Source organism: Paenibacillus lentus, assembly GCF_042714055.1.
Taxonomy (GTDB): domain Bacteria; phylum Bacillota; class Bacilli; order Paenibacillales; family Paenibacillaceae; genus Fontibacillus; species Fontibacillus lentus_A.
This window is the reverse complement of sequence record NZ_JBHGVC010000011.1, coordinates 15,179-29,636: the sequence shown is the minus strand read 5'-3', so window position 1 is coordinate 29,636 and position 14,458 is coordinate 15,179. Positions and strand designations below refer to the sequence as shown.

Below are 14,458 nucleotides of genomic sequence, written 5' to 3'. Positions count from 1 at the left end.
CAGCAATGAAGAAGCATCGAAGTAAAGGGACAATAGGCAGGAAGGGATCGGCTGGAAGCGCAAGTGGGCAAGCGGGGCGTGAGGAAAGCGGCAGCTCTAGTAAAGGGAGCAGACTTGGTAATGCGGGTAAATCTGGCGGCATTGGAAAACAACAGGCTCGAGAGATTGCCGGGTTGCCCGTCAGTAAAAACGATGAAGTCGTCATTGACATCATCGGCATGAATCATGACGGCGAGGGCGTGGGCCGGGCAGACGGCTACACGCTGTTTGTGCCTGGAGCGCTTCCGGGCGAGAAGGCGCTGGTGAAGGTGCTGAAGACGAAGAAGCAGTATGGCTATGCCAAGCTGCTTGAGCTTCGTGAAGCGAGCAGGGATCGCGTGGCTGCGCCGTGCAGCATCTACGACAAGTGCGGCGGCTGCCAACTGCAGCACTTGAGCTACGCGGGCCAGCTGGCCTGGAAGCGCCAGCACGTGGTCGATGCGCTGGAGCGCATCGGGAAGCTGCGCGTGGCAGCGGAGGGTGAGGCTGGCAAGGTGCTGGGCAGCGACGTGGCGAGCGGGGACGGCGGGACGCTGGGAGCAGCGCGTGGCGGCGAGGGCGTCGTTGTTCTGCCGACGCTGGGCATGACTGAGCCTTGGCGCTACCGTAACAAGGCTCAGGTGCCCGTCGGCGTTACCGACGGCGCCCTAGTCGGCGGCTTCTACGCCCGCGGCAGCCACCGCATCGTCGACATGGAGACCTGCCTGATCCAGCATGAGCATAACGACGATGTCGTCGTCCGCGTGAAGGCCATCGGGCGCGAGCTCGGCATCCCCGCCTACAACGAAGAGACGGGGCGAGGCCTCTTGCGTCATGTCGTCGTGAAGAAGGCTTTTCGCACCGGAGAAATGATGCTCGTCCTCGTTACCAACGGGAAAGACATTCCGCATGTCGAGGCCTGGATCAGCCTGATCCGGGAACAGCTCCCGCAGGTGGTCAGCATTTGCCAGAACATTAACACGAAGCAGACCAACGTCATCTTTGGCGACGAAACCCGCGTCCTCTGGGGACGCGACGTCATTTATGACTATATCGGTGACGTGCAGTTTGCGATCTCGGCGCGCTCTTTTTACCAAGTGAACCCGGTGCAAACTGAAGTGTTGTACAGCAAGACGGTGGAATATGCGGGGCTGACCGGAAGAGAGACCGTCATCGACGCCTATTGCGGCATCGGGACGATTTCCTTGTTCCTGGCGCAGCACTCTGAACGCGTATATGGGGTAGAAATCGTCAAGGAAGCGATCGATGATGCCCGCAGCAATGCCGAGTTGAACGGGATGAAGCATGTGACTTTTGAGGTGGGAGCTTCGGAGGATGTTATTCCACGCTGGAAGGAGCAAGGCATCAAAGCCGATGTGATCGTCGTCGACCCTCCGCGCAAAGGCTGCGATCCCCGCTTGCTAGAAACGATTTTAGAGATGAAGCCGGAGCGGGTGGTGTATGTAAGTTGTAACCCGTCCACGCTTGCCAGGGACTTGCGGATTCTGGAGGACGGTGGGTATCGGACAGTGGAGGTACAGCCGGTGGATATGTTTCCGCATACGAGTCATGTGGAGTGCTGTGTGTTGCTTATTAAGAAGTAATATCTCTGAGCCACATTGACCTATATTAAAAGCCCAATCCTTTGTGAGAGGGCTTTTGTTTTGCAATATGATATTTTAAAAACACTGCTACTTCAATCAAGTACCTGTTTTTAGTTCTGATTTTGCTATTTTTCTGGATGATATTAGGTTTGCATAGTGAGATATCAATGTTTTAATTTTTGAAATGAAAAGTATGGAGCGTTGCAATTGCTATAGAGATTACTGAGCAACAAGGTGAACTAGCCCGTATACCCCTGATTGTAGAAAAACTTTAATTCACATTGCAGATTCTAATATAAATAAAATGGCTACCAATTTTGATCAAAATAGGTTCAGTAACAGAAGTCTGTACTTGAGAAAATAAATCAAAAATTCAAAATGAAAGATTATATAAGATCAAGTGAAAACTGGGGCTAAATAGGATGTGGAACCTGCAATTTTTTAGACCATGGGGCAAATCTAGATCACGATGAAGGACGTGTTCAAGGGCGTACTGGAGGCCTGACACCCAATTTGACTATGCCACCATGATCATAATAAAGAAAACCAAAAACAGTTGAAACCGACTATGGTAAGAAAAATCGTGCACACCGAGCACTACGATCAGGAGATCAAATTCCCACAAGATCGGCTGGTCGAATTCGAACCTGTCGTCGGTTGAAATTGAAAGATTAATTTGTAGAATTTTGCAGGACTTTGTACCGGGTCTATAGAAGTAATTCTAGCATCATGGGTGTTTCATCATTCTAAATAAATAATTGACTAAACTTAGCAGGTAAAAAATGTAAGCAAAGCAGTACAGTTCAAAGAAATAAATAAAACTAAGTGAGGGAAATATGGGGAAAATCCAAAAAAATATTAATCGAAATAACTTTAATGAAAAGACAAATTTTAATGGACCAACACAAATTGCTGCAGGAGATATAATTAACAACATACCAAACATTTATCATCAAGAGACACATCAAGAGGCAAAATATTCGCCTGAACCAACATGGCGAAGCCCATTTACTATGGCTGTTTTATCGTGGATTAGCTTTGCCATTGCAATTGGAGGGTTGCTTCCTATTGGTAGTAAAATAGTAAAAAGTGGTCTCAATGTTTTTAATGGAACTCTGAAGGCATCAGTAGGTTTTGAAATCCAGATTTATTTAATAATATTTGTAATACTAATTATCTTACTTGTGGTTTTTCTTAGTCTTAGGAGAATTGCCAAAAGTCAAACTAGGTACCCTCTGCTTTTTAATTTTGCAATCAGTGGTTATGGTAAAAGATTGATATTAGAGAAAATACATATTGATAAATGTCCTCAATGTGGGGGAAAGATGAAATATTATAGTAAACCAGTGGAATGGAGAGAGGTACAGTACAGTGATGGTAGAAGAAAGCGTGAAACTACAAAAAGGGTTCCTGCATTAGAGTGTAAGCGAAATTCAGAGCATTGGTATAGAGTTGACCCTGCCGAAGATATGTTATTATAGTTTTTCGTTAAGTGAATCAATTTCATAATGCATTGGTTTGAAAATTACAGACGACTCCAATGTCATCGTATTGCATTTTTATTTTTATGCTGTTTTCATGTCTTGTTGCTTGCTGACACGATCTACGATGAACTTCGTGCTGTTGTAGACTAAGGTGACGAGGTCTCCGCTTTGGCTCAAGGTAGACTTGGGCCTGAAGGGGAGGAGGAATCGTATATCTTGTTCATACTGATCACTCATCACATGTGGAATGCCTAATATTGATGGAATGGGGGAGCGAGCCTAAATAGGCTACGCTCCTTGTTATATGAAATGTATAATGGACTTAATATAAGACATTTAAAATAACAGCTGAGAAAGGATGGAGCAAACTTAGAGGAAAAAGCACCTTGTCCTTCACTCCGGTAACACTAACGGAGTTGATTACTAATAACAAGGAATTCAGGAGTGTATCAACACTACTAGGATCAGAATAAAGGAATACAGTAGATTAGCAAACAAATCACTTAAAGTGCTGGATTAGAAGTTAAGTATAGTGATAATCAAAGGTGAGGGTTATGTTATGCCAAAAAATGATAATATGCTAACAATTCTATGGATGTTGAATTCGGGAGAGAAATTGACTGCAAAGCAAATATCGGAAAAGTTAGAGATAAATATAAGAACAGTTTATCGGTATATTGATGCACTATGTACCAGTGGCGTCCCTATCATATCCGACACAGGGCACAATGGCGGGTATAGCTTGCTGCACAATTTTATCAAATCTCCTCTGCTATTTAGTATTGATGAAAAAAAGACGCTGCTTCATGCTGCCCTATTTGCAAAAGAAGCCGGATATCCTTTGAGTGAGGCATTAGAGAATGCAACATCCAAGTTGAAAATGTATTCGAATCAGGAACAGGAAAGTATACTAAGCCATCATTTAGCCGGATTTGAAGTAATAAACCGCAGGGGATACCCCGCTGTTCAGCCGGTATTGCAGGAATTGGAGCACGCTGTAGCAAATGAATGGTCTGTAGAAATTTCTTATCGTAACAGTCATGAAGAGCAGCCCTCAAATAGGGTAATAGACCCCTATGGCGTGGTTAATTGGAACAATAAGTGGTACACAATTGCATTTTGCAACCTGCGGAATGAGATCCGCAGCTTTCGGGTAGAACGAATTCTGAACATCACACGCACGCCATTCTCATTTAGGCGTCCCAATGATTTTTCAGCGCGTACTTTTTTTATGAAAAATCTGTTACCAGATGTAGTAGGTAAATCCGGATTAATTTCTTTAATTATTGGTGGCAGGGCAGAGGCGTTGGATGATTTATGCATACATTGGTTTTTGGAGCATCATTTGCAGGAGCGGACATCAACGCAAGCAATTTTTTTACTTGAGGAAGAATCACTGTATACACATGTTCCGTATATAATTCTTCCCTATGGGAAATCCATTCAAGTTATAGAGCCACAGAATCTAAAGAATAAACTTGTGGCGGTTGCTTCAGAGTTAATGGAATATTATCAAGTTTAACAACTTCACTGACAGCAGTTGTCAGTGAAGTTGTTTTATTATGATGATAACCACTCATTAAAGATGAATGGTTGCTGTTACCTAATAAACTTTATGAGGAGCACTTAGAAATGAATAATACAGTATATCTTTATGTGTTTGATACCATGTCCGATTGGGAAATAGGTTATTTAGCCGCCGAACTGAACTCTGGAAGACACTTCAGACAGGGGCTGGCTCCAGCAAAAATAGTCACCGTTGGGATAGAAAAGACTCCAGTAACTACAATGGGCGGATTGAAAATAATGCCTGACATTAAAGTGGATGAGTGCAGCATTAAAAGCGTAGATGCACTGATTTTACCTGGTGGAAATACATGGACAGAAGCTATTCACGTGCCCATATTAAAAATTGCCGAGATGTGTTTAAAGGAAGGGATAGTAGTTGGAGCAATTTGCGGTGCTACCTTAGGACTTGCTCAAGCAGGATTGTTAGATTCACGTTGGCACACAAGCAATGATTTGGCCTACCTTAAAATGATTTGCCATTCTTACACGGGCGAAGAATATTACAAAGTGGAATCTGCTGTTACCGATGGGAAATTGATCACCGCATCCGGAGTAGCTCCATTAGAATTTTCTGTTCATGTTTTAAAAGCGCTAGATGTATTTTCTCCAAAAACATTAGACGCTTGGTATCGTCTTAATAAAACTCATGAACCTAAATATTTCTACGAGTTAATGAATTCAATCCAATGACAGTATAGGGATATAAGGCATGTGGAGTGCCTAGTGTTCAGGAAAAGAAACAAGAAAAATGCAACCGCCGTTATCGTGGTAAAGGAAAAAAATCACTGTTTGCAAGGATCGCATTCTGTGCTGATTGTGGAAGTGGTATGAATTATATTAAGGCTACAGGTGGTTATGTTTGTGGTTCGAAGCATCGTGCTGGAGGCAAAGAATGCACTCGATACTTTGTTAAGCATACTGAGTTGAAGGCTGCTGTAATGAATGATCTACGTAAAATTGCAGGCAGTTCGGTTAATTCAAATTCTTTGATTCAACAAGCAATGAGAATGCTGGATACGGAGTTCGAACAAGTAAACTCTGATATCGTTGAAGTCAATAAAGAGCTAAATCCAATTAAGAAGACCCGAATGGAACTTGTTGATAAGTTGATGCAACATGCTATGGATGATGAGACATTCAAAATGTACAATGAGGGTCTGCGCGATAAACAACAAGGCTGGAAAAGGAAGCTGCTGAACTGGAACAGAAGCTGTCTCAAGAGCGGGAAGACAAAGAGGCTATCCATGCGTTTCAATTGGAAGTTCAGCGCTTTACTCGGTTGGATATCTCGGATGAAGATATTTTGCGTAATATACTTCAAAAATTATTTGCAGAAGCTAGAGTATTCGAAGGTGGAAAAATTGAAATCGTCTATAACTTCAAAAGACCGATGTCGGCGGGGGCTTAATTGCCCCCTAACAATTTATCAATAATAGGTATACGAGTCATGTGGAGTGCTGTGCGTCGCTTATTAGGAAATAGTATATCGGAGCCACATTTACCTGCAAGTTGAAGCCCAACCTCAAACGGTCTGGGCTTTTGTTCATATTCCTAACAAATAGGAACAGTATGTAATGGCTTCCTGAAATTGAATGTAGGAGTATGGATGCCACCTTTCAAAAATAATGAAATGAATTTTAACGTACAGCATACAATTGGATCATATACGGTAAGTTTGTATAAATAACGATCCCGGGAGGAAGGTATGAAGAAAAGATTGCTACAAACCCTGTTCATATCTATGTTAGCGGCTTCATTGCCTGTAGTAAGCGTAAATGGGGTACAAGCGAAAGAAGTCACTAAGCCTAAAGAGTATAGGAATGTTGGTTATGTATTTCAGAGAGGAAGTGATATTTCAAAGATTGACGTAACCCAAATTACCCACTTAAATTATTCTTTCGGACTTATTTATAATGAGGAATACAAAGATGTTAAAAATACGGAGACAGGCGAATTGTTTGGACCCGAACTTAATCCGGATGTAGCAACACCACAGTATTTTAGACCAGAACAACTACACACCATTTACTTACCACCAAAAGTTGCATCAGATTTATCCAGATTGGATGAATTAAAGGCAAAAAATCCAGATTTAAAGGTGCTTTTGTCTATAGGTGGTTATGATGCTAGAGGTTTTTCAGATGCAGCAGCAACGGAAGAAGCAAGAAAGACCTTTGCTAAATCAACTAAAGATGTGATCGCCATGTATGATTTAGATGGAATCGACTTGGACTGGGAGTACCCTGTAAATGGGGGATGGGGTTCCATTAAGGCAAGAAAAGAAGATAAGCATAACTTTACGTTATTATTACAGGAAGTAAGAAAGGCTATTGGTAATGATAAGCTTCTGACGATTGCCGGATCAGCAAATACATTGTTTACAGGAACAGAAGCTGATGGAGAAGATGGTACATGGACAGAGTTTGATAAAATTATACCTATTCTGGACTTTATCAATATTATGACTTATGACTTCCAGTATGATTCGAATTATTTTGGATCAGCTCTTTACCCATCCAAGAAATGGCCAGCAAAAAATGCGAATGAAGGTTATTGGGTAGATAAGGCTGTAAAGAATTATCTTAAAAATGGATGCCCCCCAGAGAAAATTAATTTAGGATTAGCATTTGCAGCACCAACGCCACAGATTGTTAGATCGGATGAGCATTATCCTATTATTAAAGAAAGATTACAAAAAGCTGGTTTTTATGATTCACAGGATCCTGTATTAAAACGTGTAAAAGATTTATTAGAGAATAAAAATGGATTTACTAAAGAATGGGATGAAGACGCAAAAGTAATGTATATAGCAACTGTATTTGATAACAAAAAGCAATTTGTTATGAGCTATATTGAACCAAAAGGATTAACAGAGAAATTAAATTACGTCAAAGATCTAGGCTTAGGTGGCACCATGTTTTGGGAGTTTGGAAGTGACTATGACAACTCTATTGTTACACAAATTGCGGATGAGTTATCTATTAATAAATAATAAGTGATTATCATTCCATAATACTCCGACCCATAGGTATACATTCAAAAGATAGCACTAAAAGGCCACAAAGGACATCATGTCCTTTGTGGCCTAAACTTGATAACTCTAAGATTACTCATAATTCACGAAATGTTTATTACCATCGACTTGCATCGATTTAAACCTTTTGGCAAACCATTCAATGTCAAACACATGGTATAAGACATCTTCATATTCAAAGAACGTTTGGATGAAATCTGGCCAAAGCTCCTGTTTAACACGTTCCTGCTGTCCAAGAGCTATACTCTGGAACATGACGGCGCATTTCTTCATTAAGAGACTATAGATATACAGGTGACGCCAATTTGTCCGAACGGCCGGGTCATGGTGATTCAAATTCTTTGTAATTACAGGAATAAAGGTGTCAATATAAGCAGGAATTTCCTCAAAACGCTGTGCTGCCGCCTCATCAACTCTAGGAACTTCCATCTGGACATAGACCGGATCGAATTTACTTGATAAGCTAGCAATAAATGCTTCCACAGCCACACCGTACCCTGGATACGCTTCTTCAAAATAGCGATTTGAAATTTCCTCGAATTCAAGCCTGTCGTTCCATAATGTTCGAGCATAGACGGTCATTCCCAGCCCTGTAGGGAAAAACACCCTCTGGGACTGGCAAGAGTTAACACCTGTCAGCCCGAGCTTTCCGAACTCACGAATATCCTGATGCAAAACTTTGGCCAAATGATAGCCAGCAAGATCTTTCTCCCATCCGGTTGTCATGAAGTGATACGTATAGACGAAGGAATCTCCGGAGAAAATATTTTTCCATGCCTGATAGTAAGCAACATTCTGTTCAACTCCATGTGCCTCGATGATGTTATTGAGACGGAACTCGGATAGCGGAGGCAACTCTTTAGTTACTTTAAACGGCTTTGTATAATCTAGCGAAACCGGAGCAAAGAGCAGAATGAAACGTTCGGGATTGCCGATTCTTTCGTGAACCGGCGGCCACAATAACTCGTAAAACATGAGAAACACGATTTTAACCGGATTGTTGCGCTTGGTCAAAATTTCGTCTAATTCATTCAACATCATTACATACCAATCGGAAGGCTGGTATTTCGCGCAGTTATCGCATTCGCAGTAATTGTTCAGATCGTCCCCCAGCCAGAAGTGCAGTAAATCAATCTCAGGGTTTTCGGCCGAATAATCCGCAACGAATTGTACAATTTGCGACCGCGCTTCTGGGTTGGAGTAGCAAGCGTTCGTATTGACAGGAATGTTCCGCCATACCTGTCTTTTCCCTTGAACCATGGCCAGATATTGCATCGTTTCATCCGGAAGATTGAGTTCTACACTGTCCCAGCCAAGTCCATTAATCGCGAACGGCTCGCATGTCCATCCATGCCCCATCGCCTGATAGATTAAGTCCCGTTTCTTGATCTCGACCGTCAACTCTTGCATATATTGTGTAGCAGTCGGCAGATCGATCGGTTCCGCTTCTTTATATGGATTCATCTTATGTGAGTACCAGCGTTCAAAAAAAGTAAAGCCATCCTTCAACTGCGTATGATAGCTATTCAAACCAACCTTGGGAAGCCAATCAATGAGATCGAGCAAATTACCAATACTGCTTGCTCCTTCTAAGCTGATCGATCGATACCTATAACTTGGTCGTTCTTTAATTGAGCAATCCATCGGGGCAGCAGCAATCGGAATCTTCTCCCCGTTCGATGTGGGATGAAGGAAGCGGCAGCCGCATTCGGTTAAATAGCGATAAACCGAGAACAATACGCTGCGTGGATGGGGGCCGCTGATCTTTCCCTTGGATTCCTGAATATCGATATAAACCTCGTCATCCAGCGGATGATTAATACTTGAGTCTAGACCCAGAGTATCATATTCTCCGATAAGAATGCCGTCGCCTCTTGATGATAATGTTGCCGCATTCCCCATGGCATTCAAGTACCGTACTAATTCTTCCGCTGCAAAACGAATGGTTTCATGACTTGTCATTGGTGTTACAGTTATTTTTCTCATACCTCTCCTCCTGAAAATAAGCAGTTAACCTTTAATAGCCCCTGCAGTTAAACCTTTAATAATATGTTTTTGCAGAAAAATATAAACGATTAATACGGGAATTACTACGAGTGTAATCGATGCAGCCATCAACCCATAATCTGTGCCGTACATAGAGCTGATCTCATTCAGCAATCGATTTATCGTCCACGTTTGCTTCTGACGCAATATAAACAATTGGGTAAATAAATCATTGTATGACCATAGAAAAGAGAAAATCGCAACCGTAGCAAATGCAGATCTGCTTAATGGAAATATGATTTTGAAGCAAATCTGGAATACATTACAGCCATCGATGAAAGCAGCTTCCTCTAAATCCCTTGGTATCCCCCACATATAAGCGATTAACACAACCATTGCGAATGCCAGACTGCCTGCAGTTACTGGCAAGATCAAACCGACTAAAGTGTTAATCAGATTTAATTTGAGCAATAAAGAAAAGACGGGAATAATCGTAGAATACACGCTGATCATTAAACAGCCGTAGACGATAGATATTAAGATTGAATGGCCTCTAAAGATATAACGTGTCAATCCGAACGCTGCAAGTCCAGCCAGGAAGACCGTCAATGCAGCTACAGATGTAGAAACGATAAAACTGTTCGCATAGGCACGCCAAATATCGATCTTGATAAACGCATTGAAATAGTTCTCCAATGTAGGGCTTGTTGGGAAACGAAATGATTCGGTTAGAATATATTGACGTGTCCGGAACGAATTCATGACGACCCATGCGAACGGAAACACGTTTGTGATCGCCCACAAGACCAGGATGCCATGCGTTAACAGTTGTAAAACAGAAAATTTGGGCTTCCGTGTTTTTTGTATTGTTAATTCATGAATACCCACAATCTAACCCCTTTCCTTTCAACCCGTAGAAAGCCATTTTAAAGAGAAGAATTTAGTAGTCTTTCGGCTTAAATACTTTGTTGGTCAACTGGGATAATAAAATTCCCAGTATAACGATAAATACTGCAATAGTCGCGCCATAATCGACATTTCGGTTTATGAACGTCATTTGATACATGTAGGTACCTGTCAGATAAGTTGAACCTCCAGGCTGACCGTTCGGGAGCAATATCCAAGCCATATCAAACACTCTTAACGCACCTGTAATCATCAAGATGAGGGTAGTAGTCAACACATTATATAGAAGCGGAATAGTTAGATACCGTGTTTTTTTGAAACCGACTGCACCGTCAATCTGGGCGGCTTCCATGACATCGGTAGGGATATTATTGATCCCCATGACATAAATGACGAAGTAGAAACCAACATTACTCCAGATCGTCGGAATAGCGATGGCTGCAAATGCATTTCCTTCACCTTTCCATATGACTGGATCGAAACCTAATGAAGTCATAATCACATTCAGAGGACCGTCAGGATACAGATAGAGCAAATTAAATATTAATCCTAGGGCGGCAGCAGAGATTACCATTGGAAAAAAGAAAATAACGCGATACAACTGGGCACCTTTGCGGATATAATCCACGAGCAAAGCGAGCAGGAGCGCAATACCTCCCTGGAAAATGATAACGAGTGCCATGAGCAAAAACGTATTTTTAATGGATGTTATCATGTCGGGATCCTTAAACAGCATCCTGTAATTCTCAAAATGGTTCCACTTGCCGGTTGGTGCGCCTAATACATTAATTTCAAAAAAACTGTTATAAATGTTCATTAGGAACGGATAGCATACAAATACCAGTAAGAATAGAAATGCAGGCGCGACAAAAAATATAGCTAAATATTTCTTACGATAAATCATCGTTCCCAAGGTTTAGACACCATCTTTCTCTGAGCATTCTCGGAATTGAGAAGAGCACAGCTCACCATTCGGCTTCGGCTCTTTACTCCTAATAATCAAATGGCTTCTTCTCGGCTACTTGCTTAAGCAGTTCTTCTGGGGTGATATCCCCTGTAACAATTTTGGTCAAGCCCTGGTATAGGATGTTCTTAGGATCTGACATCATATGGTCACATGCCGGATCTGCATGATTCGCGCTATATTGAGCCCAGAACTTAAATCCTCGATCTACCAGCGGGCGATCCGACACTTCTGGTACAGGTACACTGCTGTCAGGCGAGACACCACCTGTATCTTTACCTGTATAATTAGAAATCGCCTCAGAAGATGTGTGAGCCTGCACCAATTTTACGACGTAATCTCGTTTATCCGGGTCTTCCCAAGCTGCTTTGGAGATATAGAATCCTCCGTTCCAGCCGCCAACGATTCCTGGAGTTCCTTTACCATCCGGATGCATTGGAAAAGGCATAACCATGACTTGATCCTGCGTTACTAATTGACCGGTAGTATCTTCGACTGGGATAGATCCCGGATGCCAAGTTCCACTAACGAGCATAGCTGCTTTTCCTTCATCAAATAGTAATTTGACTGCTTCTTCGGTAGTCGAGTTCGTATCGGCAGGGAATGCGCCCATATCATACAGTTCCTTCAAAATCTCCATCGCTTTAACCCAGCTTTCTGGAACTTCTTCTGCTGAATTCGGGCGCTCCTGCAAGGCTTCTACCCCTCCTGCAGACAAGAACATATGTTCAATAAAGAAATGAGGGATATGACCTAACGCTAACGCAAAAGGAGTAACCCCATTTTCTTTGAACGTTTGAATTGCGGTAACTAACTTGTCCCAATCTGTAGGCAGATCTAATCCGTACTCTTCAAAGAGTTCCGTGTTTACAAAGTTACCCATCCAGTAGCCGGTCATCGGCACACAATAAACCTGGCCATCCTTCTTGCGCAGAACATTCATGGCGCTATCGCCAATATTTGCAGCATAATCAGGATACACTTCACGGATCGTCTCTACTGAAACAACTTGTCCCGTATCCACCAGGGCTTGACCATCCGCATGATGCACGAAATAAATAACATCGGGTTCATTGCCTGAGTTAAAGTCATTAATGACGGAAGCTCTCCATTGCTCGTCAATTGGAGCAGATTCATCTTCAATCGTTACGTTTGGATAGTCAGCCATAAATTTATTCATTATGTTTTGATAATTTTGTGAGCCAGGATCCGTTCCACCATACATACTGGCCGTTCGAATGGTAATTTTTTTGGCATCGCTTTTGCTGCCGCTTTTATTCCCATTAGATGAAGCACATCCAGCAAGCAAAAGTATAATTAGAAGCATACTCATTATTTTTTTCATAGCCAGTTCCCCCCGTATTATTAATATTCACTCATGGAAGCAAAGAAAAAATTAACTTTTTTGAACACTAGAATTTAAGTTCATAGCTCACCTCCAAAAAATCGTTGCCCAAAATATTACCCCAAATTCACCCAAACAAACAATATTTACTTTAAAATTAATTGAATCCAATGTTAATGTATGATGAAACCGCTGTCAATACGCCCAAACGTTTGGGTGTGCAATAAAAATATTATGGATTTCTATTTTGTGGTTTCTTTACACTATTATAGCTGGGTGTTACTCTTTATTCGCTTGGCATATTTTGTTGACACTTTGTAATAATAGGGCTAGTATGGCAATATATGAGGAAAAATAGGAATAAAACTACACGTTTCTAGGAAAATGCTTGGGTAACGGAGGGAATTCAATGCCAACTTTGAAGGATATTGCCCAAATTGTTGGGGTGTCAATATCGACAGTATCTCGGGTAATTAATGAAGATACTAGCAAACATATCAGTGCCGAGACGAAAGCGAAAGTTTGGGAGGCTGTCAAGCAGCTTAACTATAAAACGAGCGATACACAACGGCGGTTAATTAAACAAAAAATGGTGGCGTCCTTACATTCAGATAAGCAGATTGGCTGCATTTTATCTTTTCCGAATAACAAGCACAATGATCCATTTTTTTCGCCTATGTTAGCCGGGATCAAGGACAAGTTGAAGGAAATGGGAGCTTCTTTGGCGTTTATAAAAACACAGGACGAAGTCATCGAAGATTGGCAGCAGAATCGGTTGTTCAAGGATGGCGCGCCCGAAGGATTAATCATAATCGAGAATGTTAATCCTTCGCTAGTTGAAACTTTGAAAGAAAGGGTTCCCTTCTGTGTGGGCATTGATCTAACAGATCCGACGCTCCCAGTAATCGTTTACGATCGGGTGATCGCTGCTCAAGCGGCTGTTAGCCACTTGATTGATCAAGGCTATCGGAAAATTGGTTATATCGGTGGAATTGATTTGGTTGACAGCGCGGATAAAGATATGCGCTTTCAAGGTTACAAGACAGCATTATTAGAAGCGGATTTACCAATAAATTCGGAATGGATCATAAATGCGGAGTGGGATGTAGATCTCAGCTATGACAAGATGAGTGAGCTGCTCACTCATTATCGGAATGACCTGCCAACTGCCATGTTCTGCGCTAGCGATATGATGGCTGTTGCTGCTATGCGTGCGGTTTCTGAACAGGGATTGCGCATACCCGATGATATCGCCTTCATTGGATTGGATAACATTGAGGTATCCAAGTATACCTCACCTCCGCTTTCAACCATCCATATCCCGAAATATGAGATGGGCTTAGTCGCAGCTAAGACCGTCATTGATTTCATTGACGGTTGTTATCCAATACCTTTTAAGATGGTGTTGCCCTTCGAGTTAATTGTTCGTCAATCTTCTGGGGATTGTTGCCTGCATACGAGCCATGTGGAGTGCTGTGTGTCGCTCGCAAGAAAATAGCCCAGAGTGTAACGGTACTTTAAAAATGAAAAAAGAAGAAGCCAAGGATT

The 14,458-nt window shown here is 42.1% G+C and carries 11 protein-coding genes; 7 read left to right on the top strand and 4 right to left on the bottom strand.

Features of this window, described 5'->3' with window-relative positions; genetic code table 11:
• Positions 1-5 precede the first annotated feature (5 nt).
• From rlmD to ACE3MQ_RS20975, 6 genes are all read left to right on the top strand, one after another.
• On the top strand, positions 6-1,622 hold the full coding sequence (rlmD, locus tag ACE3MQ_RS21000) for a 23S rRNA (uracil(1939)-C(5))-methyltransferase RlmD (protein WP_379396336.1): 1,617 nt from the start codon (positions 6-8) through the stop codon (positions 1,620-1,622).
• Positions 1,623-2,458: 836 nt separating this feature from the next.
• A complete protein-coding gene (locus ACE3MQ_RS20995; protein WP_379396334.1) occupies positions 2,459-3,103 on the top strand; it encodes a hypothetical protein in 645 nt (214 codons plus the stop codon).
• A 562-nt stretch (positions 3,104-3,665) separates the two neighbouring features.
• Complete coding sequence (locus ACE3MQ_RS20990; protein ID WP_379396332.1) at positions 3,666-4,628, top strand: helix-turn-helix transcriptional regulator; 963 nt, start codon at positions 3,666-3,668, stop codon at positions 4,626-4,628.
• A 110-nt stretch (positions 4,629-4,738) separates the two neighbouring features.
• Entirely contained in the window at positions 4,739-5,365 is a 627-nt protein-coding gene (locus tag ACE3MQ_RS20985) for a type 1 glutamine amidotransferase family protein (RefSeq protein WP_060623013.1), read from the top strand.
• A 26-nt stretch (positions 5,366-5,391) separates the two neighbouring features.
• Entirely contained in the window at positions 5,392-6,108 is a 717-nt protein-coding gene (locus tag ACE3MQ_RS20980; RefSeq protein ID WP_379396330.1) for a recombinase zinc ribbon domain-containing protein, read from the top strand.
• Positions 6,109-6,380: 272 nt separating this feature from the next.
• Positions 6,381-7,667, top strand: coding sequence for a glycoside hydrolase family 18 protein (locus ACE3MQ_RS20975; protein ID WP_379396328.1), 1,287 nt, complete (start codon positions 6,381-6,383; stop codon positions 7,665-7,667).
• Between the two features lie 114 nt (positions 7,668-7,781).
• Here the strand turns inward: ACE3MQ_RS20975 and ACE3MQ_RS20970 are convergent, their stop codons facing one another.
• The 4 genes from ACE3MQ_RS20970 to ACE3MQ_RS20955 all read right to left on the bottom strand — a co-directional run bounded on the left by ACE3MQ_RS20970 (position 7,782) and on the right by ACE3MQ_RS20955 (position 12,910).
• Complete coding sequence (locus ACE3MQ_RS20970) at positions 7,782-9,695, bottom strand: DUF4838 domain-containing protein (protein WP_379396326.1); 1,914 nt, start codon at positions 9,693-9,695, stop codon at positions 7,782-7,784.
• Positions 9,696-9,719: 24 nt separating this feature from the next.
• Positions 9,720-10,481 (bottom strand): carbohydrate ABC transporter permease, encoded by a 762-nt coding sequence (locus tag ACE3MQ_RS20965; protein ID WP_379396324.1) that lies wholly within the window; start codon positions 10,479-10,481, stop codon positions 9,720-9,722.
• Positions 10,482-10,635: 154 nt separating this feature from the next.
• Positions 10,636-11,316: a carbohydrate ABC transporter permease gene (locus tag ACE3MQ_RS20960; protein ID WP_379396322.1), complete on the bottom strand. Its 681-nt coding sequence runs from the start codon at positions 11,314-11,316 to the stop codon at positions 10,636-10,638.
• 277 nt (positions 11,317-11,593) lie between these two features.
• Entirely contained in the window at positions 11,594-12,910 is a 1,317-nt protein-coding gene (locus tag ACE3MQ_RS20955) for an ABC transporter substrate-binding protein (RefSeq protein WP_379396319.1), read from the bottom strand.
• 409 nt (positions 12,911-13,319) lie between these two features.
• Here ACE3MQ_RS20955 and ACE3MQ_RS20950 point away from each other — a divergent pair, with 409 nt between their 5' ends.
• Entirely contained in the window at positions 13,320-14,408 is a 1,089-nt protein-coding gene (locus ACE3MQ_RS20950; RefSeq protein WP_379396317.1) for a LacI family DNA-binding transcriptional regulator, read from the top strand.
• Positions 14,409-14,458: the final 50 nt, after the last annotated feature.

Coding starts and splice junctions, on each gene's coding strand:
- rlmD (WP_379396336.1), top strand. CDS start 6: ATGAAGAAGCATCGAAGTAAAGGGACAATAGGCAGGAAGGGATCGGCT.
- ACE3MQ_RS20975 (WP_379396328.1), top strand. CDS start 6,381: ATGAAGAAAAGATTGCTACAAACCCTGTTCATATCTATGTTAGCGGCT.
- ACE3MQ_RS20950 (WP_379396317.1), top strand. CDS start 13,320: ATGCCAACTTTGAAGGATATTGCCCAAATTGTTGGGGTGTCAATATCG.
- ACE3MQ_RS20955 (WP_379396319.1), bottom strand. CDS start 12,910: ATGAAAAAAATAATGAGTATGCTTCTAATTATACTTTTGCTTGCTGGA.
- ACE3MQ_RS20990 (WP_379396332.1), top strand. CDS start 3,666: ATGCCAAAAAATGATAATATGCTAACAATTCTATGGATGTTGAATTCG.
- ACE3MQ_RS20985 (WP_060623013.1), top strand. CDS start 4,739: ATGAATAATACAGTATATCTTTATGTGTTTGATACCATGTCCGATTGG.
- ACE3MQ_RS20995 (WP_379396334.1), top strand. CDS start 2,459: ATGGGGAAAATCCAAAAAAATATTAATCGAAATAACTTTAATGAAAAG.
- ACE3MQ_RS20970 (WP_379396326.1), bottom strand. CDS start 9,695: ATGAGAAAAATAACTGTAACACCAATGACAAGTCATGAAACCATTCGT.
- ACE3MQ_RS20960 (WP_379396322.1), bottom strand. CDS start 11,316: ATGATAACATCCATTAAAAATACGTTTTTGCTCATGGCACTCGTTATC.